The 24,829-nt window shown below is 51.5% G+C and carries 21 protein-coding genes and 1 rRNA gene; 16 read left to right on the top strand and 6 right to left on the bottom strand.

Annotation, left to right across the window (positions count from 1 at the left end):
• A 5S ribosomal RNA gene (gene rrf, locus BUA93_RS12880) occupies positions 1-93 on the top strand; the annotation flags it as partial.
• A gap of 376 nt (positions 94-469) precedes the next feature.
• On the opposite strand, the gene BUA93_RS12875 is transcribed toward rrf, so the two are convergent.
• Entirely contained in the window at positions 470-1,981 is a 1,512-nt protein-coding gene (locus tag BUA93_RS12875; RefSeq protein WP_072980032.1) for a prolyl oligopeptidase family serine peptidase, read from the bottom strand.
• A 265-nt stretch (positions 1,982-2,246) separates the two neighbouring features.
• Between BUA93_RS12875 and BUA93_RS12870 the strand changes: the two genes are divergently transcribed.
• The 6 genes from BUA93_RS12870 (at position 2,247) to rpsI (ending at position 9,284) form a co-directional block, all read left to right on the top strand.
• Entirely contained in the window at positions 2,247-3,821 is a 1,575-nt protein-coding gene (locus BUA93_RS12870) for a cellulase family glycosylhydrolase (RefSeq protein WP_254793987.1), read from the top strand.
• A complete protein-coding gene (locus tag BUA93_RS16610) occupies positions 3,812-4,129 on the top strand; it encodes a hypothetical protein (RefSeq protein WP_254793986.1) in 318 nt (105 codons plus the stop codon). The genes BUA93_RS12870 and BUA93_RS16610 overlap by 10 nt, the downstream gene beginning before the upstream one ends.
• 191 nt (positions 4,130-4,320) lie before the next feature.
• On the top strand, positions 4,321-6,177 hold the full coding sequence (locus tag BUA93_RS12865) for an endo-1,4-beta-xylanase (protein ID WP_072980030.1): 1,857 nt from the start codon (positions 4,321-4,323) through the stop codon (positions 6,175-6,177).
• A gap of 207 nt (positions 6,178-6,384) precedes the next feature.
• A complete protein-coding gene (locus BUA93_RS12860; protein ID WP_175547446.1) occupies positions 6,385-8,157 on the top strand; it encodes an endo-1,4-beta-xylanase in 1,773 nt (590 codons plus the stop codon).
• Between the two features lie 276 nt (positions 8,158-8,433).
• The gene (rplM, locus tag BUA93_RS12855; protein WP_072980026.1) at positions 8,434-8,862 is read left to right on the top strand and encodes a 50S ribosomal protein L13; all 429 of its coding nucleotides are present in this window, start codon (positions 8,434-8,436) and stop codon (positions 8,860-8,862) included.
• A 17-nt stretch (positions 8,863-8,879) separates the two neighbouring features.
• On the top strand, positions 8,880-9,284 hold the full coding sequence (gene rpsI / locus BUA93_RS12850; RefSeq protein WP_072980024.1) for a 30S ribosomal protein S9: 405 nt from the start codon (positions 8,880-8,882) through the stop codon (positions 9,282-9,284).
• 623 nt (positions 9,285-9,907) lie between these two features.
• Here rpsI and BUA93_RS12845 read toward each other — a convergent pair.
• A complete protein-coding gene (locus BUA93_RS12845) occupies positions 9,908-10,663 on the bottom strand; it encodes a flavodoxin family protein (RefSeq protein ID WP_072980022.1) in 756 nt (251 codons plus the stop codon).
• A 102-nt stretch (positions 10,664-10,765) separates the two neighbouring features.
• Here BUA93_RS12845 and BUA93_RS12840 point away from each other — a divergent pair, with 102 nt between their 5' ends.
• The 3 genes from BUA93_RS12840 (at position 10,766) to rmuC (ending at position 13,939) form a co-directional block, all read left to right on the top strand.
• Positions 10,766-11,377 carry a hypothetical protein gene (locus BUA93_RS12840; RefSeq protein ID WP_072980020.1) on the top strand — a complete coding sequence of 204 codons (612 nt, stop codon included), beginning with the start codon at positions 10,766-10,768 and terminating at the stop codon, positions 11,375-11,377.
• 18 nt (positions 11,378-11,395) lie between these two features.
• Entirely contained in the window at positions 11,396-12,304 is a 909-nt protein-coding gene (locus BUA93_RS12835; RefSeq protein WP_072980018.1) for a fibrobacter succinogenes major paralogous domain-containing protein, read from the top strand.
• Between the two features lie 117 nt (positions 12,305-12,421).
• Positions 12,422-13,939 (top strand): DNA recombination protein RmuC, encoded by a 1,518-nt coding sequence (gene rmuC, locus BUA93_RS12830; RefSeq protein WP_072980016.1) that lies wholly within the window; start codon positions 12,422-12,424, stop codon positions 13,937-13,939.
• Between the two features lie 124 nt (positions 13,940-14,063).
• Here the strand turns inward: rmuC and BUA93_RS12825 are convergent, their stop codons facing one another.
• Positions 14,064-14,378 (bottom strand): helix-turn-helix transcriptional regulator, encoded by a 315-nt coding sequence (locus BUA93_RS12825; RefSeq protein ID WP_072980014.1) that lies wholly within the window; start codon positions 14,376-14,378, stop codon positions 14,064-14,066.
• A 138-nt stretch (positions 14,379-14,516) separates the two neighbouring features.
• Here BUA93_RS12825 and BUA93_RS12820 point away from each other — a divergent pair, with 138 nt between their 5' ends.
• Positions 14,517-14,738: a hypothetical protein gene (locus BUA93_RS12820; RefSeq protein ID WP_139258073.1), complete on the top strand. Its 222-nt coding sequence runs from the start codon at positions 14,517-14,519 to the stop codon at positions 14,736-14,738.
• 36 nt (positions 14,739-14,774) lie between these two features.
• Here the strand turns inward: BUA93_RS12820 and BUA93_RS12815 are convergent, their stop codons facing one another.
• Both BUA93_RS12815 and BUA93_RS12810 read right to left on the bottom strand, forming a co-directional pair.
• A complete protein-coding gene (locus tag BUA93_RS12815; protein WP_072980010.1) occupies positions 14,775-15,434 on the bottom strand; it encodes a hypothetical protein in 660 nt (219 codons plus the stop codon).
• Positions 15,435-15,733: 299 nt separating this feature from the next.
• The gene (locus tag BUA93_RS12810; RefSeq protein WP_072980008.1) at positions 15,734-17,473 is read right to left on the bottom strand and encodes a nuclease-related domain-containing DEAD/DEAH box helicase; all 1,740 of its coding nucleotides are present in this window, start codon (positions 17,471-17,473) and stop codon (positions 15,734-15,736) included.
• A gap of 302 nt (positions 17,474-17,775) precedes the next feature.
• Here BUA93_RS12810 and rpsB point away from each other — a divergent pair, with 302 nt between their 5' ends.
• The 5 genes from rpsB to BUA93_RS16350 all read left to right on the top strand — a co-directional run bounded on the left by rpsB (position 17,776) and on the right by BUA93_RS16350 (position 23,803).
• A complete protein-coding gene (gene rpsB / locus BUA93_RS12805; protein ID WP_072980006.1) occupies positions 17,776-18,516 on the top strand; it encodes a 30S ribosomal protein S2 in 741 nt (246 codons plus the stop codon).
• A gap of 1 nt (position 18,517) precedes the next feature.
• Complete coding sequence (gene tsf / locus BUA93_RS12800; protein WP_072980004.1) at positions 18,518-19,402, top strand: translation elongation factor Ts; 885 nt, start codon at positions 18,518-18,520, stop codon at positions 19,400-19,402.
• Between the two features lie 433 nt (positions 19,403-19,835).
• Positions 19,836-21,962: a GGDEF domain-containing phosphodiesterase gene (locus BUA93_RS16605; RefSeq protein WP_254793985.1), complete on the top strand. Its 2,127-nt coding sequence runs from the start codon at positions 19,836-19,838 to the stop codon at positions 21,960-21,962.
• Positions 21,963-21,999: 37 nt separating this feature from the next.
• Complete coding sequence (locus BUA93_RS16600; protein WP_072980000.1) at positions 22,000-23,397, top strand: response regulator; 1,398 nt, start codon at positions 22,000-22,002, stop codon at positions 23,395-23,397.
• A gap of 238 nt (positions 23,398-23,635) precedes the next feature.
• Complete coding sequence (locus BUA93_RS16350; RefSeq protein ID WP_175547445.1) at positions 23,636-23,803, top strand: hypothetical protein; 168 nt, start codon at positions 23,636-23,638, stop codon at positions 23,801-23,803.
• 277 nt (positions 23,804-24,080) lie between these two features.
• On the opposite strand, the gene BUA93_RS12785 is transcribed toward BUA93_RS16350, so the two are convergent.
• The gene (locus tag BUA93_RS12785) at positions 24,081-24,704 is read right to left on the bottom strand and encodes a DUF3800 domain-containing protein (protein ID WP_139258071.1); all 624 of its coding nucleotides are present in this window, start codon (positions 24,702-24,704) and stop codon (positions 24,081-24,083) included.
• Positions 24,705-24,829: the final 125 nt, after the last annotated feature.

The raw sequence follows: 24,829 nt of genomic DNA, 5'->3' as shown, positions 1-24,829 counted from the left end.
TCATACCCGTTCCCTTTCCGAACACGGAAGTCAAGCCCCTCATCGCCGATGGTACCTGGCCCACGGGCCCGGGAGAGTAGGTCGCCGCTGGATTCACGCCCCCTACGAGGTAAACCTCGCAGGGGGCTTTTTTTATTTATAGACCGTTCGGCCCTTATGCTGGCAGGTAACTGTGGCCGGGCCTCACTCTCGCCATCACGACCGGTCAGTACCGGTCGCTCATGGCTCACGGCCCCCTAAGCAACAGCTTGAGGGCTCCTTTTTTTTATATACCGCCCCGCTCCGTTACGCTCCCGCGGCTGCCGCGTTAGGGATAGTCACCCGGAGGGCCGAGACTGCAGGCTCGGCGAGCGCAGCGAGGAATCTAACTCAAGAAAAAGGAAGAAGACCCTCGCAATGCGAGGGCCTTCGTGGGGTTGGTTTTTGGAGGTATTCTTAGGAGTACTAAGATTCGTTAGAGAGAGAGGTTTTACTTCACGAAGCTTGCCGGCAGAGTGAACTGCTTCAGGAACGGCCAACCGATTCTGCCGTCGCCCTGTTCATGCTGGCCTCCCTGCTTGGTGCAGAGGACGACCTTCACGCCATCGCGGCAGGTGGAGTATTCCTGGCAACCGTCGGAATTCGTTGTCGGAGCACCGGTGCAACCGTCTGCCTCTGCCCAATACTTGAAGGTGCCTTCGGCGCCGAGGAAGTTCAAACCGTCGTTGTACCCACTGTCTCCACCTTGGTATTTGCAGACCTGGTCTGCCGTGCCGCGGAAGTTGATGACAGAAATCGGGCGTGCCTTCGTGCACTTGGCGCTGTTGGTCTTGTTCAAGTCCATGGCTGCGGGTGCTACTGCGGCGAAGACATCGGACATCATGCAGGCCACATGGTTACTCATACCGCCACCCATCGAGAAGCCGGTAGCGTAGATGCGCTGCGGGTCGATGCAGGCTTTTTCTCTGACATACTTGATCATTTCGCGAGTGAACTCAAGGTCGTCGTCGTTGGAACAGCAAGGACCGACGTTCCAACCCGGACCCATCGTTTTGGTGGTGCCTTGCGGGTAGAGTGAGATGACTCCTTCGGGGTCGGTTTGCGACTTGTAGGTCGTGCCCTTCATCTGTCCTTCGCTGCTGCCACCAATCGGGTGGTAGTCAATAACGAGCGGTACGGGCTTGTCGCCCTTGTAGGCGCTCGGTACATGCATGATGAATGAGCGTTGGCCAGAGCTGCCTTGGACGGTCAATTTTACTGTCTCGTCTTTGCCGGACTGTGCAGTCTTGCCGGAGCAGTCGACTACGATAGGTTCGTCGTTGCCGGCGCTGCTGGAAGATTTCGGCGGTTCAACCTGTTGAGAACTGGAGGATTCTGCCGGCTTGACTTCGGTAGAGCTCGAGCTGGCGGGCCTTACCATTTCGATGGTCACGCCGGTCTCGGTTTCGGCCTGCATCTGGTAGACAAAATTGGCGTAGCCTTCCATGGCGAACTGGAGCATCGGCAGCAGGTCGCCTTCTTTCTTGAGAGCCGTTACGCCCTTGTCGGTCACCATAAAGGTGCTGTTACGGTTGTCTGCGGTGACGCGGATGAACTTCGCGCCTCTTGCAAGCTTGCCCAAGTCCAGGGAGACGATTCCCTGGACGTTTTCGATGTTGTTCTTCTTGAGAACCTTGCCAAGGGAGTTGATCACGGACACGCTGAGGGAACGTGCGTCCGCATTGTAGATGGTGAGCATGTTGCCTTCCATGTGGAGGGCTACATTAGAAGCCTTGGTGCCTGCGATAGCGGTGGTGCCGTCGCCACTGAGGCGGAATGTTCCGTCTTCGGCGCTGGTCGTTTCATAGCCACCGAAGTTAAAGGTACTGATTTTAACTCCGCCGAGCAAACGGCCGGAAATCTTGGACTTTACCACGCCATCAATGCTCCAGGCGAAGGCCTGGCTGCTTAAAAGACCGAGCAAAGCAATGCTGGCGATATTTGCTATTTGGGGGTTACGCATAAATACTCCTTTTTTATGATACCCTTGCACTTTTATCTCATAAATAAATTTACACATTTATTGTGAATTTGCAATATATTTTGCGTAAAGTTTGTTAAACTAAATATAAAACTTACACAATTTCGTGTAAAAAGCGTTTTGTGAGCGCTTTTTATTTGGGGAGCGTGGATTTATTGTCCAAGGAAACTTGTCTTTGACAGGGTAAAAGCCCCCTTTTGTAAGGTACTTTTGCTTATGGTGTTCACGTTTTTAAAGGATGCTGGTTATGAAAAGACTTTCCCTTTCTCTTGCTATTGCAACCATTGCAGGCTTTGCGACCGTTGCTAACGCAGCCATGGCCGATGGCGGTGCAAAATTCTTGGGCAATATTACTACGGGCGGCCAGATTCGTAGCGACTTTGCCCAATACTGGAACCAGATTACTCCCGAAAACGGCTGTAAGTGGGGCTCTATCCATTCCCTTTCTAACGGCAACAGCGGTACAAGCAAGTTCGCTTGGGACAACTTCGACAAGTGCGAAAGCGCCTACAAGTGGGCCAAGGAAAAACCGGGTGAACGCCATTTCAAGTTCCACGCTCTCGTTTGGGGCTCGCAGTACCCGAACTTCCTCTGCAAAAAGAAAAATCCGGGCATTACCGTAGAACTCACCAAAAAGTACATCACCGAATGGTTCGATGCCGTTGCGGCCAAGTTCCCTGACCTCGAATACATCGACGTGGTGAACGAGGCAATCTGGGCCGGTGACAACTACCACTCCGGTTACGGCAAGCCTGCTGCAGGTGCCGAAGGCCACAGCACCGACGATACCGAATGCGGCGGCTCCTACATTATCGAAGCCCTCGGCGGTGACCGCGTTGTAAATGGCAAGCACCAGTACGACTTTATCACCACCGCTTTCAAGATGGCCCGCGAACGCTGGCCAAAAGCCGTGCTCATCTATAACGATTACAATACGCTTTCCTGGCAGATCAACGAAGGTATCGAACTCATCCAGACCATCGTCAAGAATGGTGCTCCGGTGGATGCTTACGGCCAGCAGGCTCACGACTGTAAGGGCATGAGCAAGTCCGATTTCGAAAGCAAGATGACCCGCATCCACAACGAAACGGGCCTCCCGCTCCTGGTTTCGGAATACGATATCGGCGAAGCGGACGATACCAAACAGAAAAACGATTACGCAAACCAGATTCCGTTCATGTGGGAAACTCCGTGGGTTGCAGGCATTACCATTTGGGGCTATATCAACGGCTCTACTTGGGTTGCAAACACCGGCCTCATCGAAAAAGATGGCCGCAAGCGCGCTTCCATGAACTGGCTCGAAGAATATTTTGCGAACAACTTAAGCAAGGGTAAAAACGATGTGACCTTCACGCCCATCGAGCCTGAACCGCAGCTCCCGTTCAAGGGCGAGGCGATTTCGCTCCCGGGTAAGGTCGAAGCCGAAGATTTCGATATTCCGGGTGTGGGCGTCAACGAAGACGGTACGAGCAACCAGTCCTATAGCGATGATTCCGAAAATCACGGCGATAGCGATTACCGCAAGGACACGGGCGTTGACCTTTACAAGAAGGCGACCGGTGTAATCGTGGGCTACAACAGCGAAGGCGACTGGCTCGAATGGACAGTGAACGTGAAGGAAGCGGGTGACTACACGATGTTTGCCGCCGTGGCTGCCGCAGGTTCTACCTCTAGCTTCCAGCTTTCTCTCGATGGCAAGGCTCTTACCGAAAAGATTTCTGTCCCTGCCGCCAAGGAAGGCGAAGAAAATTACGACGACTACAACAAGGTTTCTGCAAACGTGACCTCCCGGCGGGTAAGCATGTCCTGCGTATGGACGTGACCGGCGCCTGGTTCGACGTGGACTACTTCACCTTCGTGAAGGGCAAGGACGCAACCGACCCTGAACCGATTGTCGGTGACGATGACCCGGGTACGATTTCCATTGCGAATGTCAAGTTTGACGCGGGCAAGCTCCAGGATTACTACGTGTTCGACATGCAGGGGAACCGCCTGGGCCTGATTTCGGCCTATGGATTCAATGCCGCTGCCGACCTGCTCAAGTCTTCTAGCGCCATCAGGGCTTCGGGCATTTACTATCTGCGTAGCCGTACCACCGGCCAGATGCAGACCGTGAGAGTTTCCAGGTAATTTTAAACTCAATACACCAAACAACGGGTTCCGGGGCGAATGCGCCGGAACTTGTTTCTTTTTGTTTACGACACCGTGGATATATTGTCCATGACAATCCGCCCTGATGGAGAAAAATCGGCCTTTTTTAGGAATAGATTTATAATGGTTTTTGGGATGAAACCATCAAAACAAAAAAAAGGATGTGTGGTATGAAAAAGCCTCTTTCTTCAACTACAAAGGCTTTGGTGCTTGCTCTCGCGGCGTCAACCTTCTCTTTTGCAGGCCCGGGTCTTGCCGATGGCGCTGCGAAATTCGTCGGTAATATTACTACGAATGGCCAGGTTCGTTCGGATTTTGGTACCTATTGGAACCAGATTACGGCTGAAAACGAATGTAAGTGGGCTTCTATCGAAGGCACCCGTGGGCGTTACAACTTTTCTGGTTGTAGAAATGCCTATAACTGGGCCAAGCAGAACGGAGGCCATTTCAAGTTCCACGCTCTGGTGTGGGGCTCCCAGTACCCGAACTGGCTGGGCAACTTGAGCGTTGACGAAACCAAGAAGGCCATTACCGCTTGGTTCGATGCCGTTCAGAAGGAATTCCCCGATCTCGAAATGATCGACGTGGTGAACGAGGCTATCCGTACCGGCAACAACCAGTACCATTCCGGTTACCCCAACACAAAGATTATCCAGGCTCTCGGTGGCGACAACAACGGCGACTACACCTTCGTGACCACGGCCTTCAAGATGGCCCGCGAACGTTGGCCGAAGGCAATCCTCATCTATAACGACTACAACACCGTCCAGTGGAACAAGGATCAGGGCATTCAGCTTATCCAGACCATCAAGAAAAACGGTGCTCCGGTCGATGGTTACGGCTTGCAGGCTCATGACATGATGAGCCAGGGCGGTGGCGCTGGCGGTACCGGTGGTGGTGGCTCCTGCTTGAGCATCAATACGCTCAAGAGCACCATCGAAGAAATTTGGAACAAGACCCAGATCCCGCTGTTCATTTCTGAATACGATATCGCTAGCACCGACGATAACGTTCAGAAGCAGTGCTATCAGGAACAGATTTCCTACTTCATGGAAAATGAACATGTTGCCGGTATCACCATTTGGGGTTACATCTACGGTAATACCTGGCTGGATTGTAACGGTACGGCAAGAGGCTGTTCCGGTATTATCAAGGACGGCAGGGATCGTGCCGCTATGACATGGCTCAAGGATTACCTCTCCAAGAACAAGGGCGTCAACACGACCGGCCTCGAAACAGGCGTTATTACTCCGGTTGAACCTGAACCGCAGCTCCCGTTCAAGGGCGAAGCCTTCGCTGTTCCGGGCAAGATCCAGGCCGAAGATTTCGACGTTCCGGGCAAGGGCAAGAACGAAGACGGTACGAGCAACGAATCCTATGGTGACGATTCCGAAAACCATGGCGATAGCGACTACCGTAAAGATACGGGCGTAGACCTGTACAAGAAGAGTGGCGACCGCATTGTCGTGGGCTACAACCAGACCGGTGATTGGCTGGAATACACGATCAACGTGAGCGAAGCGGGCGACTATACCTTCTTTGCGGCCGTTGCTTCTGCAAACAATACTTCTAGTTTCCAGATGTCCTTGGATGGTAAGGAACTCACCGACAAGATTTCTGTTCCGCAGGCATCTTCTGGTGAAGAAAACTACGACGATTACAACAAGGTCTCTGCCAATGTGACTCTCCCGGCTGGTAAGCACGTTCTCCGCATGGATGTAACCGGCGACTGGTTCGATATAGACTACTTCACCTTCGTGAAGGGTAAGGATGCAACTGACCCTGAACCGATTGAGAAGGATGAAGAACCGCAGTTTGTTCAGCAGAACATTAAGCTTGACAACAATGCCCGTCAGGACTTCCACGTGTTCGACCAGAACGGTGTCCACATGGGCGTGCTCAGGGCTTACGGTTTCGATGCCGCCAAGGAAATTCTCAAGACTTCCAACGACATCAAGGCGTCCGGTATTTACTACCTGCGCAGCCGTACCACGGGTAAGATGCAGGCTGTCCGCATTGCAAAGTAATAGGTCGGTGTAGGCCTGTAGCAATTCTCTCTTTTACATACTCAATACACCAAACAACGGGTCCCGGGGCGAATGCACCGGGGCTTGTTTTTTTGACGAAAAAAGAGTACTAGCCATTACGAATAAATTTATTTTTACATGCTATAACGCATATTATGGAGTATATTTATAGAGGTTTTGGGATAAAACTCAAAAAGGATGCGGATTATGAAAAAGATAATCTCTACAGCAACGAAGGTTGCTGCAGTCGCATTTGCGATGTCAACCTTCTCTTTTGCAGGCCCAGGACTAGCCGACGGAGCAGCCAAGTTCGTCGGTAACATTACAACTCATACCCAGGTTCGTAGCGACTTTACGCAGTTGTGGAACCAGATTACAGCAGAAAACGAATGTAAGTGGGCCTCTATCGAAGGTTCTCGCGGCAAATTCAATTGGGGTGGTTGTGATGCTGCCTATAACTGGGCAAAGAACAACGGCGGACACTTCAAGTTTCATGCTCTCGTGTGGGGTTCCCAGTACCCGAGCTGGCTGAATGGTCTCAGTGCTGACGAAACCAAGAAGGCCATCACCAATTGGATGGATGCCGTCAAGCAGCATTACCCCGATCTCGAAATGATCGACGTGGTGAACGAAGCTATCAAGACAAGTGATGGCAAGTACCATTCCAATTACGGCCCGCAAGGCAACAACAACATTATTGCCGCCCTCGGCGGTGATAAGGGCAACTACGAATTCGTTGCCGAAGCGTTCAGAATGGCCCGCGAACGTTGGCCGGATGCAATCCTCATTTATAACGACTACAACACGGTGCAGTGGCAGAAGAACGAAGGTATCGACCTTATTCAGAAACTGAAGAAGGCGGGGGCTCCGGTGGATGCCTACGGCCTGCAGGCTCACGACATGATGAGCCAGGGCGGTGGCCAGGGTGGTACCGGTGGTGGCGGCTCCTGCTTGAGCCTCAGCACCCTGAAGAGTACCATCGAAGACATTTGGAACAAGACCCAGATTCCGCTGTTCATCAGTGAATACGATATTTTCACAAACGATGCCAATGTCCAGAAGAAGTGTTACTCCGAACAGATTTCTTACTTCATGGAAAATGAAAATATCGCAGGCATCACCATTTGGGGTTACATCTACGGAGCAACGTGGAATGACGGTACGTCTGGTATTATCAAGGATGGCAAGGACCGTCCGGCCATGACCTGGCTCAAGGAGTACCTCGCTTCGAACAAGGGCGTCAACACCACGGGACTTCCTACGGGCGAATTGACTCCGGTCGAACCTGAACCGCAGACTCCGTTCAAGGGCAAGGCTTTTGACTTGTCAGGGAAGATTGAAGCGGAAGACTTTGATATCCCGGGTAAGGGCAAAGGCAATAATTCGTATTCAGTGTCTGGCGATTGCGACGATACCTGGAATACGGAATATAGAAAGGGCACGTCCGTAAAAATTGGCGAAAAAAATGGCGGGCTTGTTCTCGGTTGCAACCCTACGGGAAACTATTTCCAGTATACGATAAATGCTGCTGCGGGTGGAACATTTAAATTAAAAGCAGCTGTTGCTGCAGATGGCGATGGGGCGTTGGTATTCAAGGTCGGCGACAAGGTTGTATCGGATACGCTGAAATACACGGGCAGTTCCTGGACTTCCTTTGATGAAGTTTCTGGTTCCATTACGCTTGAAAAAGGGGATCAGATCCTCACCATGGAAGTTGCCAAGGGCTATATCGATGTCGACTGGTTCCAGATCGACGCGGGCAAAGTTCCGATTGCCCAGACCGTTAAATACGTCAATAACACCCGTCAGGACTACCACGTGTTCGACCAGAACGGTGTCCACATGGGCGTGCTCACGGCCTATGGTTTTGACGCGGCCAAGGAAATCCTCCAGAACTCTAGCGCGGTGAAGGCTTCGGGTATCTATTACCTGCGCAGCCGCACCACCGGCCAGATGCAGTCTGTAAGAGTGACCAGATAAGCCTAGACCGCTCGACTCAAAAAATTGCAACCACTGAAATGGGTCCCGAGGTGAACGCTTCGGGACTTTTTAAAGTCAAAAATGGGGTGGTTTGTTTATTTTTACTGATATAATTAAAATAATTGATATAATTGATAGAGTGAAAATGCCGAAAACGGCGCGGATTTTTTGAAAAATCGTAGTTTTTTACCCTTGCAAGGCCGCGTTTTTTCTTCTAAATTTAGCGCAGCATTTCACGGGGCAACTCGGCCCCGGAATAACTAATAAAGGATTTACATGAAGACCATTACGGTAAACCCGAAGAACGTCGAACACAAGTGGAAGCTTGTGGACGCCGCCGATAAGCCTATGGGTCGCGTTGCCTCTGAAGTTGCAAAGCTCCTGATGGGCAAGCACAAGGCTATCTTCTCCCCGAACGTCGACACTGGCGATTTCGTGGTTGTGATCAACGCTGAAAAAGTTGCTGTTACCGGCAACAAGGCTCTGCAGAAGCAGTACTTCCACCACACCGGTCACATTGCCGGTGAACGCTGGATCAACTTTGCCGACCTCTTGGCAAAGCACCCGACTGCACCGCTCGAAGCTGCCATCTGGGGCATGCTCCCGCACAGCGCTCTCGGTCACAAGATGATCAAGAAGCTCAAAATCTATGCCGGTGCCGAACATCCGCACGCCGCGCAGAAACCTGAAGTTGTAGAACTTTAAGAACGGAGGATACCTCTATCGCTACCGCAAAAAATAAGAAGATCTACCGTGGCACTGGCCGTCGCAAGAACGCCATCGCCGCTGTGATCCTGAAGCCGGGTTCCGGCAAGCGCACTATCAATGGTCGTGATTTCAAGGATTACTTCCATTCTGAAGTGCAGAACATGATCGCTAACCTTCCGTTCGCCATCCTCGGCAACGCGGAAGAATGGGACGTCGAAGTTACCGCTCGTGGCGGTGGCATCGCTGGCCAGATGGGCGCTGTCCGTCTCGGCATTGCCCGCGCACTGGTTGCTAACGACGCCGAAGTCAAGCCCGCCCTCAAGAAGGAAGGCCTCATGACTCGCGACTCTCGTGCCGTTGAACGTAAGAAGTTCGGCCGCAAGAAGGCTCGTAAGCACTTCCAGTTCAGCAAGCGCTAATCTGCGAAATTGCTATTACGGAAAACCCTGGCGTTTGCCAGGGTTTTTCTTATATGACCGTTCGGCTCTATCGTAAATGCAAGAATGTGATATCGCCTCACTCTCGCCTCCACGATTCGTTGATACGAATCGTTTGAGGCTCACGAAGCCTCCGCTTTTGCGGAGGCCTTTCTTTTTATAAGACCGCTCGCGCCCGTCATGCTAAGTATGTCCCCCGAGCGCTCGCTCTCGCCACCGCCCCAGCTTTGCGTTTGGGGCTTTGTGGCTCATGAACCCTGGCTCTGCCAGGTTTTTTCTTATAGGGGTCGTTTTCGAGGCGCGCTTCAGCTTTTTTTTGCGGATTTTTGCCATACGTACCTATAAGATTAAAGTTTTGCCCCTGTTTATAGGTGCGAAAACGGTCAAATGGAGACTCTCGCAAGTATTGCGTTTACCTTGGTACCTATAAGCCTGTATGGTGTTGGTACGTTTATAGGTATTTTTTTGCCTTTGCGACAGTGTAGTGAATGTTAATTTGTATGCGAAAATGAAAAATGTACCTATAAATCCTTTGCGGAAAGGGGGCTTATAGGTACGCCGTCCAAAAATGTCCTGGAAATGTACAAAAAAACGCTAGTGAAGCTTTAGAAGTTGTCCGGCCGATCGAACATGTGCGTGACGAACTCGGTCACGAGCGTCACGTAGGCGTCGTCGCTGAAGAGCGGCTTTTGCAGCAGGTCGATGGTTTCTTGCGTAAGCGAGCCGGTCTTTGCAAGTTCCGCGCCGCCGGCCTTGTACTTGTCGCGGAGCATTTTCAGGCGGCGCGGGCCTCCGCGGTGGTCGAGCGCGCGCATCTGCGGGCAGGCAATGAGTGTGTAACCCTCGTGTCCGAGGATAATGTCGAACTGCTTGCGGATCGGTTCGTAGACCACGTCGATGTCCATCCAGGCGCAGCTCGAAAGCAGGATGATTTTCTGCCCTTCCTTCTGGAATTGCAGCCCGTGCAGGTTCGAATTCAGCGCGTTCACGCCGTCTTTCAGCTTTTGGCCCATGTAGGGGTGCACCATTCCCACGATGCGGTCCATCAGGACCTTCATCTGTCCCGGCACACCGAACAGGTACAGGGGAAAGCTCCAGATGACAATGTCGGCGTTCGTGAGCTTTTCGCGCACCCAGGGCACGTCGTCATCCTTCATGAAGCAGCTGCCGTCTTCGCGCCCCCAGCAACTGAGGCATCCGCGGCATGGCTTAATGTTCAGGCGGTCGATAAAAAGGTATTCACTCTCGTAGTCGCCGTTTTCTTCGAGCCCCTCCACGAAGGCCTTTGTCGGAATCAGGGTTCCGCTGCGTTCGTTTTTCGGACTTGCGACCATTACGAGAATTTTCTTCTTATCTGCCATGCGTACAAATTTAGAAAAAAATATTTTTTCCATAAATCGTTTTACTAGTGACGGATAAAAAGCGATATATGAATGTCCGGCGCGCAAACAAGGAGGTCCGCCATGTTCACTCTCCCCTCGATGTCCCAGATAATCGCATGGTTCGGCTGGGGTAACGGCATCGGGGCCGTTGCGGCCATCAGCGTTATTCTGACTTTGGTCGTCATCGTGGCACCTGTGATTGCGGGGCTTCTCCTGTATGGGCTGGAACGCGCGCAGATAGAAATTATCGGGGCGGTGAACCGCGACTTCGCCTATTTTTTCGTGAATTTCCTGACGTTTCCCGGAACATTCGTGCACGAGATGTCGCACCTGTGCTTTGCCGTGATTACGGGGGCCGAAGTCGACGAAATCTGCATGTTCGAAAGCGACGGCGAACGCCTGGGGCATATCAGCTACTGTACACGCGGCCCGTGGTTCATGGTGGCGGTGCAGCACGCGCTTTCGGCGGTGGCGCCTACGGTGGTGGGCTTTACGCTCGGCTACCTTCTGCTCCAGTACATCTTTAGCGGCGGCCATTCCGTGCTGGAATATATCGGGCTCTGGTACCTGGTGGTTTCGCTGATTGACCATTCGACCATGAGCGATTCCGACCTGGAACACTATTTTCAGGGTGTGTGGATTTTTATTCTGCCGCTGTTCCTGCTGTTTTTCGGTTTCGGGTATTTTGGTTAAGAGCGAGGGGAGGTCCTGATGAAAAAGTTTCTGACAAAATCGTTTTTAAAGGAATGTGCCCACGTGCTCCTGTGTTTTGTCGTGGGTGCAATTATCGGATCTGTTGGTTCGCTTGCGATCAGGCTGCTGCTTGACCGTGTAGAAATCAACTGGAAACCGGAGCGGAATTATACGCACTGTTCTGCCCCGAACGTAGACAATTACTACTTCCAGAAGCTTGAAACCTTCGTGGACCCGCGCGACAGCAACGAATATACCGTGCTCAAGTTCGCCGATTACAAAGGGTGTAGCATGTCGGAACATGACTCCGGCTTTTTGGCGGGCGACACCGTGACCTTTCACCTGATGCTTGAAAATCTGCGTTACAAAACCAGGTGCAGCAAGTGCCTGGATTCTACTTGCGAACGTGGGCGCTACTACCCGTTATACGAACGCGGCCGAGTTTGCCCTGCTGGCTGGAACATCGCGAGTGCCCATCAGAATGCGGCGCTGTTCATTGCCAGTAACGCCCGAATCCAATACTGGCCGACGTTTTCCCCGATCAAGGTTGTTGATCCGGAGGATCCGAGCGGACTGAAACGTCTGCGCTCCCGCTCGCATGACGACTCCTGGGGCCTGGTCGATACCGTGGACTTGAACCTGTCCGGCTATTATAATAGCGAGAAAGGCGTCTTTGAATATGTGGATACCCTGAGCGTCGTGTGGACGAGCGATGCCTTCGCTTCGGTGATTGTGCCGAATGACACGGCCTCGCGGCATTGGGAACTCTTGAAGTCTATCGTGGAAGAGGAAAGGCTTAAACCCGAGTACCTTTACCCCGTGCGTTGCATCCGTATAGATGACCCGAAACACATCATGGACAATCCCGAATCGGAAATGATCCTGTACTACAACAATATGCGGCAACTGCCGTACCTGTACAGGTGAGGAGGTACTAATTATGGACGCGGAGTGGGCGAGGAATGAGGAAAGAAAAAGATTTTAAAGAATTTAACAAAACTTTGTGAAAAAGCGATATATTCTTAGTAGCAAAAGGAGAATGGTATGATCATAGCAGTTGGAATTTTGAGTGCAGTCCTCGGAATCGTAATCGGCATCCTCGTAATGCGTGTCAAGGGCGCGCAGCGGGATGCAGAATGCAAGCAAAGCAGTGCGGAACTTGAAACGCAAGTGGCGGTATTGCAGAGCCAGCTGAATGCGGAAACTGAAAAGCTCCATGCCGCCCGCGAAACCGCAGAAAATCAGCTCGCGGAGGTAAAGGCCGAAGCAGAAAAGCGCATCGCCGACGAAAAGGACGCTGCCGCCAAGCGCCTTGCTGCCGAAAAAGAAGAGGCGGAAAAGAGAATCGCCGAAGAACGGTCCCGGGCCGAAAAGAGGCTTGCCGACGAAAAAATGGCGGCTGAAAAGCGGCTTGAAACCGAAAGGCAGGAATTGGAACGCGTTCACCAGAATGCCTTCAATGAACAGAAGGAACGCTTCGACGACATCTCGAAGCGCCTTGTGGCCGAGGCGAAAACCGCCACCGAGGAAATGCTCAAGCAGCGTCAAAAGGACATTGCGGAATCTGGCCATGCGACCATGGAACAGTTGGTGAATCCGCTCAAGGAAACCATCGCCAAGATGGAGCAGACCATGAAGGACAGCACCCTCAAGCAGGTGGAAACGAATACCTCGCTCAAGGATGCGCTGAGCCAGGCCATCGATTCGAACGCCAAGACCAAGCAGACCGCCGACGACCTGATCCGAGCCTTCAAGCACGACAGCAAGATTCAGGGAGACTGGGGCGAATGCGTCTTGGAGGAACTCCTGGCCTCGTTAGGGCTCCAGGAGGGGACCCATTTCGAAACGCAGGCGCCGCTCCGCGACCAGAACGGCAATCTGTTGGTGTCTGAAGAAAGCGGCCGCAGCATGCGCCCCGATGTGATCGTCCATCTGGATACGAAAAAGGACGTGATTGTCGATTCCAAGGTTTCGATGGCCGCGTTCTTTGAGTACAACCGTGCCGAAGACCCTGAAGTGCGCAAGGATTGGCTGAAAAAGCATATCCAGAGCCTGGAACAGCACGTAAAGGAACTTTCCGGCAAGAAGTACGAAAACTACGTGAAGGCGCCCAGGGAAACTATCGACTTTGTGATTATGTTCGTACCCCGCGCCGATGCGCTTTGGCGGGCGCTGGCCGAAAAGCCCTCGCTCTGGCGCGAAGCCATGGAAAAGGGCGTGTATATCGCCGACGAACAGACCCTATATGCGGCCCTCCGCATTATCAAGCTGACTTGGCGCCAGGTGCAGCAGGCGCAAAACCAGCAGAAGGTCTTTGAACTTGCAAACGAAATGCTCAAGCGCGTGGGCATGTTCGTAAAGCAGATGGGCGATGTGGGCAAGGCGCTGGACAATGCCCAGAAGGCTTACCAGAACGGAATGTCAAAATTCGCCGAGAAGGGACAGAGTGTGCTTACCACCTGCCGTCAGCTGGAAAGCCTGGGCGCAAAGCAGGACAAGAACAATCCGCTCCCGACCGAAATCGAGGTGATTGAGATGCAGGGCAATCCTGCACAGAATTAAGAGTGAAAATTCATCTCCTGATGCAAAGAGGGCTCCCTGCCTAGCGGGGAACCCTTTTGTATAAATTTTGTATAAAGCGAGTTGAACGCGCTATTCCTCGGCATTGAAAAGTTCCTCTACTAAGTTAATCAATTATGCAATCCTTGACGCTCCAGAACCCCTTCTTGTCACTGCCGATGCGTACAATGAGCCCATTTGTTTTGAGCGTGCTGATGGCTCGTTTAACCGTTTTATCACTGACGCCAATTTTTTCGGCGATTTCTTTGGCGGTGATGTTGTTTTTCTTTATAATGAAATCAAGAACCTGTCGCTCCTTGTCAGATAAATTTATTTCAGGGACATTTACAGGGTCAATGACCGTGTTTATGGTATCATTTACAGGGACATTTGTGGTATCTTTTTTGCTTTTTTCTGTCCCTTTTCGTAGTAGTGTGGCCATGAAGTATCCTGAACCAGTTTGATATTGCACTGGAGTTGTTCCGGCTTCTTTGCAGATGTCTGCAATTTTTTCTTTGGCGACTTTACATGCGGATTTCCTAGAACGATATAAATATGAATCTCTTTCTTGGAGCCCTTTATGAATAAGAACGACAACATCAACGAGCGTTACGAAGCTTACGAGAAAAAGCTGGGCTCCATGAAGTGTGCCCTAGGCAATTTCAATAGGATAACCGAACAGACTTACGCGGTGTTTCGTGATGTTGTTAACGATCACCCTATTTTTACTTGGCATTTTTGTAAACTTTTGTTTTTTTTTGTTAACGTTTTTAGCTCAAAATGGAATGCCGTGCTACCGTAACACGGCAAAATTTGGCTGCAAAAGGGGCGGCCACGGCTACGCCGCCAGGGCCATGCGGCAGTCTTCGACCAGACCGTATTCGCTCAAGTGCTGAAGCAGCTGCTTGCGGTAGTTGTTCGTGGTGGCGCGGGTGCACCCCATGCGTCTGGCGGCTTCGGCGTCGGTGGGGTTCAGGCCGTCGTAGCAGATGTCCATGAGGGTGTCGAAGTAGCGGAGGAGCGTCGGGTTGCCCTTGAGGCTGCGCTTGATGGCATCGATGGCGTCCTTGAGGTAGACGTTGTTTTCCATGTCGTTGGGGGCGGCGCAGTTCTCGATGTAGTCGAGAGGCTCTTCGCGGTCGTCTCTTTTGGAATTTTCTCGCTTGTCGGTCTGGAGCTGCCATTTGACCTTGTTGGCGGCGTGTGCCATGAAGGGCACGCCGAGGGTGCTGTCGAATTCCTGGGCGGTCTTGAGGAACACCTCGAAGGTCTCTCCCATGACGGCGGCGCGGCGGTCAGCGACGCTGTAGCCGTGGTAGCCAAAATCGGAGTCCATGTTGTAGGACTGCTTGGCGGCGATTCCTACGACATTGTCGCCGAACTGCTCCCACATCTGCCCGATGGCGCTTGCGCGGGCCTCATCGGTAGGGGCGGTCTGGACGAGCGCGATGAGGTTGTTGATCTGGGTGGCGGTGGCCGGGGTGTTGTTGTGACGCATGGGCGTACTCCTTTGGGTGTTTGACGGTGTCCGTCGGCTGGCGGACGGCGAGAAAAGACGACAAAAAGCCCCTTGATAAAATTTTTATCAAAAGACGGTTATATAAAGGGAAAAGACGAAAATTATTTGGTCAAGCCGAGGGCGAGACCCTTATAGATATAATAGGAGGAAGCGCCCGTCGGGGCACCGGAAAACCAAACAGAGAAATTATCAATCACTCTCATGCTTACAAATATAGCAACACCCAGATGTCAAAAGATGACACTCGGAATTTGGGGTCAAAAAGTTTTGTAAACTTTTTAAATCTTATGCCGTTGCTTGAACACGATGAGGTGTTCCTTGGCACGCGTCGCGCCGACCATGATCAGGTGGGCATTGCTGTGCGGGAATCCCGGGCCGTTCTTGGAGGGTTCCAGGTCCGTCAGGATCACCACTTGCTTGTCCAGGCCCTTGTAGCGGTACACCGACACGATGTTTATCGCGGTCCCGTTCAGGGAATCGCTGATGTCGCTCCAGTGGAATTCGTCGTCGTCCAGGTTGGCAAGCCCCGAATTTGCGCGGCTGCGCAGCGAGACGACAAGGATGTTCTCGGGGCCGACTCCTTTTTTCTGTAGACGCCTGATTTCTTTGCGCAGCAATTCGACCTGGTCTTCTGGATTTTCATACATCCTGACATCGACGGGGCGGCCTGTCGGGGTATCGTCGTAGCAGGGGATTCTGATGTCGGTCGTGTCGTAGACCCAGTCCAGGATTTTCTTGGTGCAGCGGTACCCGCGTTTCAGCACCATTACCGGCAGGGCGCCTATAGTCTTGTTCCCGAGAACGTTGCGGTTCTTGAAGATGGTCTGGTTGCGGTCGTAGAAAAAGCGGACGATTCCTTTTTCGGGGTCTTTCAATAGCTGCAGCGCTGTATCCAGCCAGCCGTTTTCGAAGTCTTGCCCTTCGTCGATGACGATGGCGTCGAAGAACTGTTTCTTCTTTTTCTCGCGGAGCGCCTTGATGGCGGCAGGGAAACTTGCGACGACGGCCTTATAGTAATCCGTCTTTGCGGCGGGATCTTCCGGTTCGTGGCGGGGCACTCCTTCTATCTTGGCGTTGCGCACGTACTTGCAGGCCAGCTTGTGGAAGCTGGCCGCGACCACCTGGCTGTCGTCAAGGCCTTCTTTCTTGAAATTTTTCTGAAGCTGTTCTGCCAGCAGGTCGTTAAAGCAGAGTACCGCGACGCGTTTGCCTTCGGCGATAAGGCGCCGGGTCTCCCACAGCACCAAGAGCGATTTTCCGGACCCGGCGACCCCTTCGATCTGTATGCGCGGATTCCTGGTGATCGATTCCATGAGCATTTCCTGGAAAGCGGTCGGCTGCAGGCGCGCGTTCGATTCCATTTCCCAGAGTTCCGGCCAGGTCGGCTCGTCGAAGCAGCCCAAGAAACTCGTGAGGCGGTTGTAGTCCTCGTCGCTCAGAACTTCGTTCGGGAAGGGCTTTCCTCCGTGCGATTCTTCCTTGGTCTCGAGAATTTTCTTGACCTTGCGTTCGAGTGTGTTGTAGCTTTTAAGGTCTTGCTTCAGGATGATGCGCTTGGGCTGAATGGCGTTGCTGCCGATTTTGCCCATGTTTTCCATGTCGGCAAAACAGACTGCCCACTGCACGCGCACCTTGTAGTAGGTGAGTCCGCCTTCTTTGGGGAACATCTCGCTGAAGTGGTCGTGGAGCGGGTGGATGGACTGCTCGATTTGCTGGATGGGGGAGCGGTCCATGATGCGGCCCCCCTGTTTCCAGATGAATCCGTTTTCGGTACCCTGGGCTTCTTCGGTGGAAATCTGCCCGTCCTTGCATTCGATCAGGAGCATCCCGTATTTCTTGTGGTACAGAATGCAGTCCACCTCGTGGTCGATGCTTTGGGAATTCTTCCTGTCCTCGAATTTTAGCCGCGGGTTCATCCAGATGTCCCATTCGTCGTTCAGGCAGGCGGCGGTATCGAAAAGGGCTTTTTCGGAGCGGGAATTGGAATTGGCGGAAATTCTTTTGCGGATGGTAGACATTTGGGGGTCCTTTATACGGCTTTTTCGTTCAAATATACATTAGACACTGCTCCCTCTTTTTTCTACATTGGCGCCCCTGGGGCGCATATAGCTCGGCTCGGTCATGTCAATCCGCACAAGTGCGGTTGCCGCGACGCTCGCCTTTAGCTATATTTACGCGCGCTTGGGCAATTTCGCCCAGGTAAAACCAATCACCGGCTTGCGAGAGTCGCTTCGGTGGCACTGTCCTGACCCCTGGGTCCGCCCTGTGCTTCGCGGCTTAATTGCAGTCCGGGTAGTAACAACCGAAAAGGAAATACATTATGGCAAATCTGCCTTCTGTCGAAGATCTGCTTGCTGCAGGCTCCCACTTTGGTCACCAGACTCAGCGCTGGAACCCGAAAATGAAACCCTACATCTTGGCTGAAAAGAACGGCATCTACGTTCTCAACCTCTCCAAGACCCGCGAACTCCTTGAAGAAGCCGCCAAGGCCGCTGCCAAGATTTCTGAATCTGGCAAGACTGTGCTCTTCGTTGGCACCAAGCCGACCGCTCGTCAGTGCGTGCTCGATGCTGCTGCTTCTTGCAACCAGTTCTCCGTGACCAACCGCTGGCTCGGTGGTATGCTCACGAACTTCCAGACCGTCCGCAAGTCCATCAAGAAGATTGACAAGATCGACGCCATGGAAGCCGATGGTACTTTCCAGGCCCTCTCCAAGAAGGAAGTCCTCGACAAGAACCGCGAACGCGAAAAGCTCCTTTCCGTGTTCGGTGGCATCCGTGAAATGGTGAACCTCCCGGGCCTCCTCGTCGTGACCGACCTCGCTCACGAAAAGATCGCCGTGGCTGAAGCTCGCCGCCTCCACATTCCTATCATCGGTATTTGCGACACGAACGTCGACCCGACTCTCGTGGACTATCCGATTCCGGCCAACGATGACGCCGTGAAGTCCCTCACGCTCATCATCGACTACATTGCCGCGAACGTTGCAAAGCGTTCCGCCGACAAGAAGGCCGACAAGGAAGAAGTGAAGAAGTTCGACAACGGCGAGGAAGAAAAGTAATATGCAGATTACCGCTTCCCTCGTTAACGAACTCCGCCAGAAGACTGGCGTGGGCATGATGCAGTGCAAGAAGGCCCTCACCGAAACTGACGGCGACATGGACAAGGCCGTTGAACTCCTCCGCAAGCAGGGTGCTGCTGTTGCCGCCAAGCGTGCCGACAAGGCCGCCAAGGAAGGCCGCATCTACCTCATCGAAACCGCCGACAAGGCCGCTGCTTTCGAACTCTCTTGCGAAACGGAACCGGTTTCCAACAACGACGACTTCGTCGCTCTCGCTAACATGGCCGTGAAGGCTGTCGAAACTCAGGCTATCGCCTCTGTCGACGACCTCAAGAACGCCGTGGTCGATGGCAAGAAGATCAACGATGTGCTCCAGGACGTGCTCGTCAAGATCCAGGAAAACATCGACTTCCGCAAGTTCGCCGAAATCAAGAAGGTCGCTAACTCCGTGTTTGGCGTTTACAGCCACATGAAGGGCAAGATCGGCGTGATTACCGAACTCGCTTTCGAAAGCACCGCTTCTGACGAAGCTGCTCTCAAGCAGGCTGCTAAGGACATCGCTATGCAGGCCGCCGCATTTGCTCCGGTCGCTCTGAACGATGCCGCCGTCCCGGCCGAAACCATCGAAAAGGAAAAGGAAATCGCCAAGGCCCAGATCGAAGCTTCCGGCAAGGCTCCGAAGCCCGAATTCCTGCAGCGCCAGATCGACGGTCGCGTCGCCAAGGTGCTCAAGGAAATCGTTCTCGAAGACCAGGAATTCTTCATGTCCGAAAAGAACCCGAAGAAGCTCAGCGTCAAGGACTACCTCCAGGAAGTCGTCGCCAAGCAGCTCGGTCTTTCCAGCCTGAAGGTCGTGAACTTCATCCGCTTCGAACGCGGTAACTAAGAGGTTTGAGCTAGTGAGGCGTGAGGTCGTGCCTTTGGCACTCTGAGCAAATTGCTAGCAATGTCATCCTGGAGGCTTGAAAAGCCGATAGGATCCAAGCAAAACTAAATTGGTCGCTCCCTCGTGGGGCGGCTCTTTTTCTATATGCGAACAACGAAAAGAGAGAACTCCAAAAGGATTAGTCACTCGTTGTTCGCCCTTCGCTCCGACAATAGGCTAAATGCCTATTGCCTTCGCTCGGCATATTCTATATGCAAACAACGATTTTTACACGAAAACCGCGTTTTTGGGGCATTTTACAGGAATAGCGTGTAAATATGATTGCTTTTTAGTAACGATTATGTTATTTTAAGTAATAAATCACATTTTTGTTTGGTTTATGGCGATGTCTTTGAAAGAGTCTTGCAAATTACCTGAAGTCTTGAAGTGTGAATTGGAAAAGTCTGGGGTCCCGCTCGCAGTTTACCGGCATGTGGACGGCAAGGCTCGGACTGTACTTGTTTCTGACGGGCTTGTCCGTTGGCAGGCACCGGGAAAGACCCGCGAAGACCTGGTGCGCTTTCTCGATGAAGACATGTACCGGGACGTCCACCAGGAAGATGTCGTTTACGTGGCGACCAAGGCCAAGGATTTTTCGAAAATCGAGGACGGGTGTTACGATGTCGTTTACCGTCAAAAGCTTTATGGCCGGAAAGATTATCGCACGGTTCACGCCGTAGGGTACCACCGCTATCTCGAAGATGGTACGAAATGCGCCGTTGTCGTTTACGATGACGTGACCGCTGCACTGGAGTCCAACGGAGGCTCGCGAAGCGATTTCGAGGAGGGCGTCGTTGAGTTCCTGAATACGGACAAGGTGGACCCGTTTGTGATCTTCAACGCGGATACGCATGAAATCTACATGGTGAGCGCCTCGGTGGAACAGGTGTGGAAACCGGTGAGGACGTTTGATTCGGGAATCAAGTTCGAAGAATATTTCTTTACGCCCGAAGAACGCGATCGGATATCTGTTGACGATGTTATCGAAAGGGGAGAGACGATCGTCCGCAATCCGCGTACCGGCAAAGACTTGATTATGAGTGTGTCGCAGATTTCCTGGCGCGGGAGAAATTCCGTGTTCTTGCGAATATGTGAACATGCCGACCGTTATTTCGATCCGCTGACTGGTCTCCCGAATATGGAATATGGCCGCCTGTGCGGCGAAAACTACGTGGAGGACATCCGGAACGCGGGGGGATCTCCGGTTCTCATATTCTTCGACATCGTGGGGATGAAACTCTACAATAGTGCAAACGGATTTAACCAGGGTAACGAGTTCCTGATTGATTTCGCTTCCTGTATCAAGAAGCAGTTCCCCGATAACCTGATTTGCCGTTTCGCCAACGACCATTTTGCCGTCGTTGCGGATTCTAGCGGAATAGAAGACAAGCTGAATATTATCCGCAAGAGTGTCAAGGGAACCGTTTCCAAGATTTCGATGGACCTCTATGTCGGCATCTGCAATATCGAAGAATATGGCGTGTTCCTGGACGCGAGCGAAAAGGCGAAGCTGGCCTGCAACATCCAGAAGAAAAAGGGCGACAACTTTATCCGCTATTACGACAAGGATCTGCACAAAGACCTCATCTTGCAGAACTACGTGGTGAACCATATCGACGAGGCGATTGCGAACGGCTATATCAAGATCTACTACCAGCCCGTGGTGCGTACGATTACGGAAACGTTCTGCGGTATGGAGGCGCTTGCCCGTTGGATTGACCCGCAGAATGGATTCCTGAATCCGGGTGTGTTCATCGGGGCGCTCGAAGAATCGCGCCAGATCCATAAGCTCGACAGCTACATCATCGAACAGGTCTGTAGGGAACTTCGCGAGGAATTGGACCAGGGCCGCCCGATAGTGCCGGTTTCATTCAACCTTTCGCGCCTTGACTTTATCGGTTGCGATATCTTTAATGTGGTCGAATCGGCCCTGATGAAGTACCGGATTGAGCGAGACTACATCCGTGTCGAAATTACGGAAAGCATCATGGCTTCGGATTCCTACATCCAGCATGAAATCGAAAGGTTCCGCCTGGTGGGTTACGAAGTCTGGATGGACGATTTCGGCAGCGGCTACTCGTCGCTCAATACTCTCAAGGATTACAAGTTCGACGAACTCAAGATTGACATGGCGTTCCTTTCGAACTTCAACGAAGTCTCCCGCATCATCATCAGTTCGACTGTCCGCATGGCGAAAAGCCTTGGCCTGAAGACGTTGGCCGAAGGAGTGGAAACCAGGGAGCAGCTGGAATTCCTGAAACAAATCGGTTGTGAAAAAGTCCAGGGTTACTATTACGGAAAACCGCAGCCGCTGAAGGATACCATGAAGCACATGGAAACTTCAGGAATCGTGGCCGAAAACGACAACATGCGTACGGTGTATTCGAAGCTGGGTCGCCTCGACTATCAGGAAGATTCTCCTAGGGCGATTATGTCTTACGAGAACGGAACATTCAAGTTCCTGTTTGCGAATAAGTTGTACGAAGAACAGCTCCTGAGTCTCGGCTTTAAAAAATCTTGACGAGGTCGAGGCTGCGTCGAACGATCCGGAAAATCCGTTGTACTACACGCTTCATGAGGCGGAAAAGGCGGCCTATGTGTCCCCTTGCGAGGTGACTTACGTGACGCACGGAATGTACGTCTTTATGAAGGGGCGCCTGATAGCCGATAATAACGGCTGTCACATTTACGATTTGTGCTTCCGCAACACACATGTAAGCGCCTATGACAGCTCTTCCAGTAGCAAAGATTCTACGCTTCCGGCAAATACGAAGACTGTTCTGCTTGCCGAGGCCAACCCGCAGAACAGGGCGTTCCTTGACAGTATTCTCAGGTTGAATTACAACTTGTTGCTTGCTCCGGATGGTGAGCAGGCCCTCAAGCTTCTGCTAGAATATGGGGATAGGATTTCGCTTGCGTTGGTGAATGCCGTCCTTCCGAAAATGGATGGCTTCAAGATTATCCGGAAATTCCACGAGGTGAGAAGCAATCTTCAGATTCCCTTTGTCGTGATGACGGACAATTTGGATCTTGCAAAGGAAAGTATTCGTCTTGGTGCATACCAGTTTATCCACTTGCCCATTATGGACAAGAGCATGCTCAAGGCAAAAATAGATGGCGCCATCAAGAACGCCGAAATGTTGCAACAGCTAGCTTTGAACTATATGGAATATGTGCCAGGAGGTGTGGTTCTTTTAAATGCCCGCAACGGAAAGATCTTATACGTAAACGGCTGCGTGCTTGACATTTTCGAATGCAAGAGTGTTGAGGAATTGTCTGAATTTGTGGGGGATCGCTTTAAGAATGCAATTCTTCCGGAAGATTACAAGGTTGTTAATCAGGACCTGCTGGAACAGATCTCGAACAAGAACGATGTGACAAAGCAGATAACCTATCGCACCAAAACGGGTAAGGGTAAAATCAAGCGCGTCTATCACGTGGGTAAGTTCTACAAGAAAACTCCGTACGGGGATATTTTCTCTGCGTTCATTTCGGAAGATGACGTAGCGATGAAAAAGTACTTTACCCGTAAAGAGGCTTTCGCGAAATTCATGGCGTCTGGAATCGCGACAAACACGAAGTCTTACGACCCGGGCTATCGAGGATTCCTTTTCTGGAACCTGACCAAGAATTCACCGGTGCTTCGCATGGGCGGAATCTCGTACATCCCCAAGGATCTCGAAGACAAGTACACCTACGAAATCCATTACAAGTACCTGAGTTCCCTGATGCTGCAAAGTGAAACCAATGTCATGAACGCGTTGGATTACACCCGTGAAAAGCTGATTCTCGATTACATGAATAAATGCATTGTCCATTCGCTGGACATAAGCTATGACGTCGCGGGCTACAAGTTTACCATTCGTTCTAGCTTCGACATGATGATGGACCCGGATTCCGGCGACATCATTCTCAAGCTGCAAAACGAGAGCGTCAAGACAACGAAAGGGTGCTAGAACATTCGCGAGTCAACTGTTGAATATTGAAGGGGAAGGAGTCCCCCTAGCTTCAGCCCCGCCCCCACCCCTGATGTCATGCCCGACTTGGTCGGGCATCTCCTTTTAAACCCGCCCCGGCCGGGTCTTCCGCTACCCCTTCTGCGGGCTTTAAACGCCAGCCCGCAACGCCCGGCTCTTTTTTGAATGGATGGTCGACCTTTTTGTGTTTTGTGGCAAATGAAGTTATATTTAGACTATGACAGGATGCAATAAAAACAATGAACTATGTTGCAACGGTTTGCTTGAAACGGACGATGAATTCGAATATAAAATGGAAAACGGCTATGCGGATGCCATGGAGGGTAGAGGAAAATCGCTTGATGAGGTGTTTGATAATTTGGGAAAATTGCCAATTTCGTCGTAAAAAGCGATATTGTAAAGGCAGACTACTTGACTTTTGGTCTTAATTTATGTATTTTATAGAAAACAGGTCCCATTAAGGTGAAAGCGGGCTTCATGCCATGCGTTTCGATAGAAACCTAGCCTTATACGGGATCTATTTTTTTATCCAACGGATTTTTGGGTGTGTAATAATTTTTCGAAGAAGGCTTTACATCCAAAATATCGTGTACTAGGCTAATCTTTTCTTTCAAATAATTATAATATCGAAAATCGCCTTTTTCGTATGCTCGCTGGATTGTTCACAAAACATGGTCTGATGCTTGCAAAAGAGAACGTTCTTTTGACTGTTGAATGAAGATTCTGATAGAGTTGGAGTTTTCTTTGTTCCACTTCGCCTTGAATCGATCTATTGCAGAATTGATGGCGCTTTGCATCGTTTCTTTACGGACGACGTTACCAAGAGAAGAAAAGTAGCAGTCTATTTCGGAATAGAAATGTAGTCTGTTCTCCAAAAGATGCTCGACAGCGTACTTGTATATGGCTGTGTCCTTGAAGTCAAAGTGATTTCTGAAGAATGTTTCTTTTTTACGGAGTACAATGCAGTAGTAAGTGAAGTCCAATGTTTTTAAAAGGTGGAAAACTCTATCTCGGATTTCGGCACAGTCTTTTGCTGCATGGAATGCAACGCGGGTTTTCTCCATGGATGGAATTTCGGAGTAGAAGTCATCGTTGCAAATCTCGTTGTGCAAGGCGGTAATTTCTTTTGTGAGTTGCTGCGGGTTCTTCGTTTCTAGATAGCCGACCATAAATACCTTGCTGGCTAATCCGCTTTCAACAAGATTCACCCCCTTGCGCCCAAGGATTGTTGTGTCTCCCGCTTCGTCAAAGAAGTAATATGCTTTTGTTTGCTCAGTTTTCTTCATACAACGAAAGATAAACAAATGTGCAGTTGCTGTCAATGAGTTGAATTGGAAATACAAATCTCTTGCGAGTTACTGTAAATGAGTGGATATTTGCAACAACTGGACTCCCCGTTCCTCTCATTGAG

This window comes from Fibrobacter sp. UWH4 (genome assembly GCF_900142475.1).
Lineage (GTDB): Bacteria > Fibrobacterota > Fibrobacteria > Fibrobacterales > Fibrobacteraceae > Fibrobacter.
The sequence above is the reverse complement of the archived record's forward strand: the minus strand, read 5'-3'. Positions and strand labels throughout refer to the sequence as shown.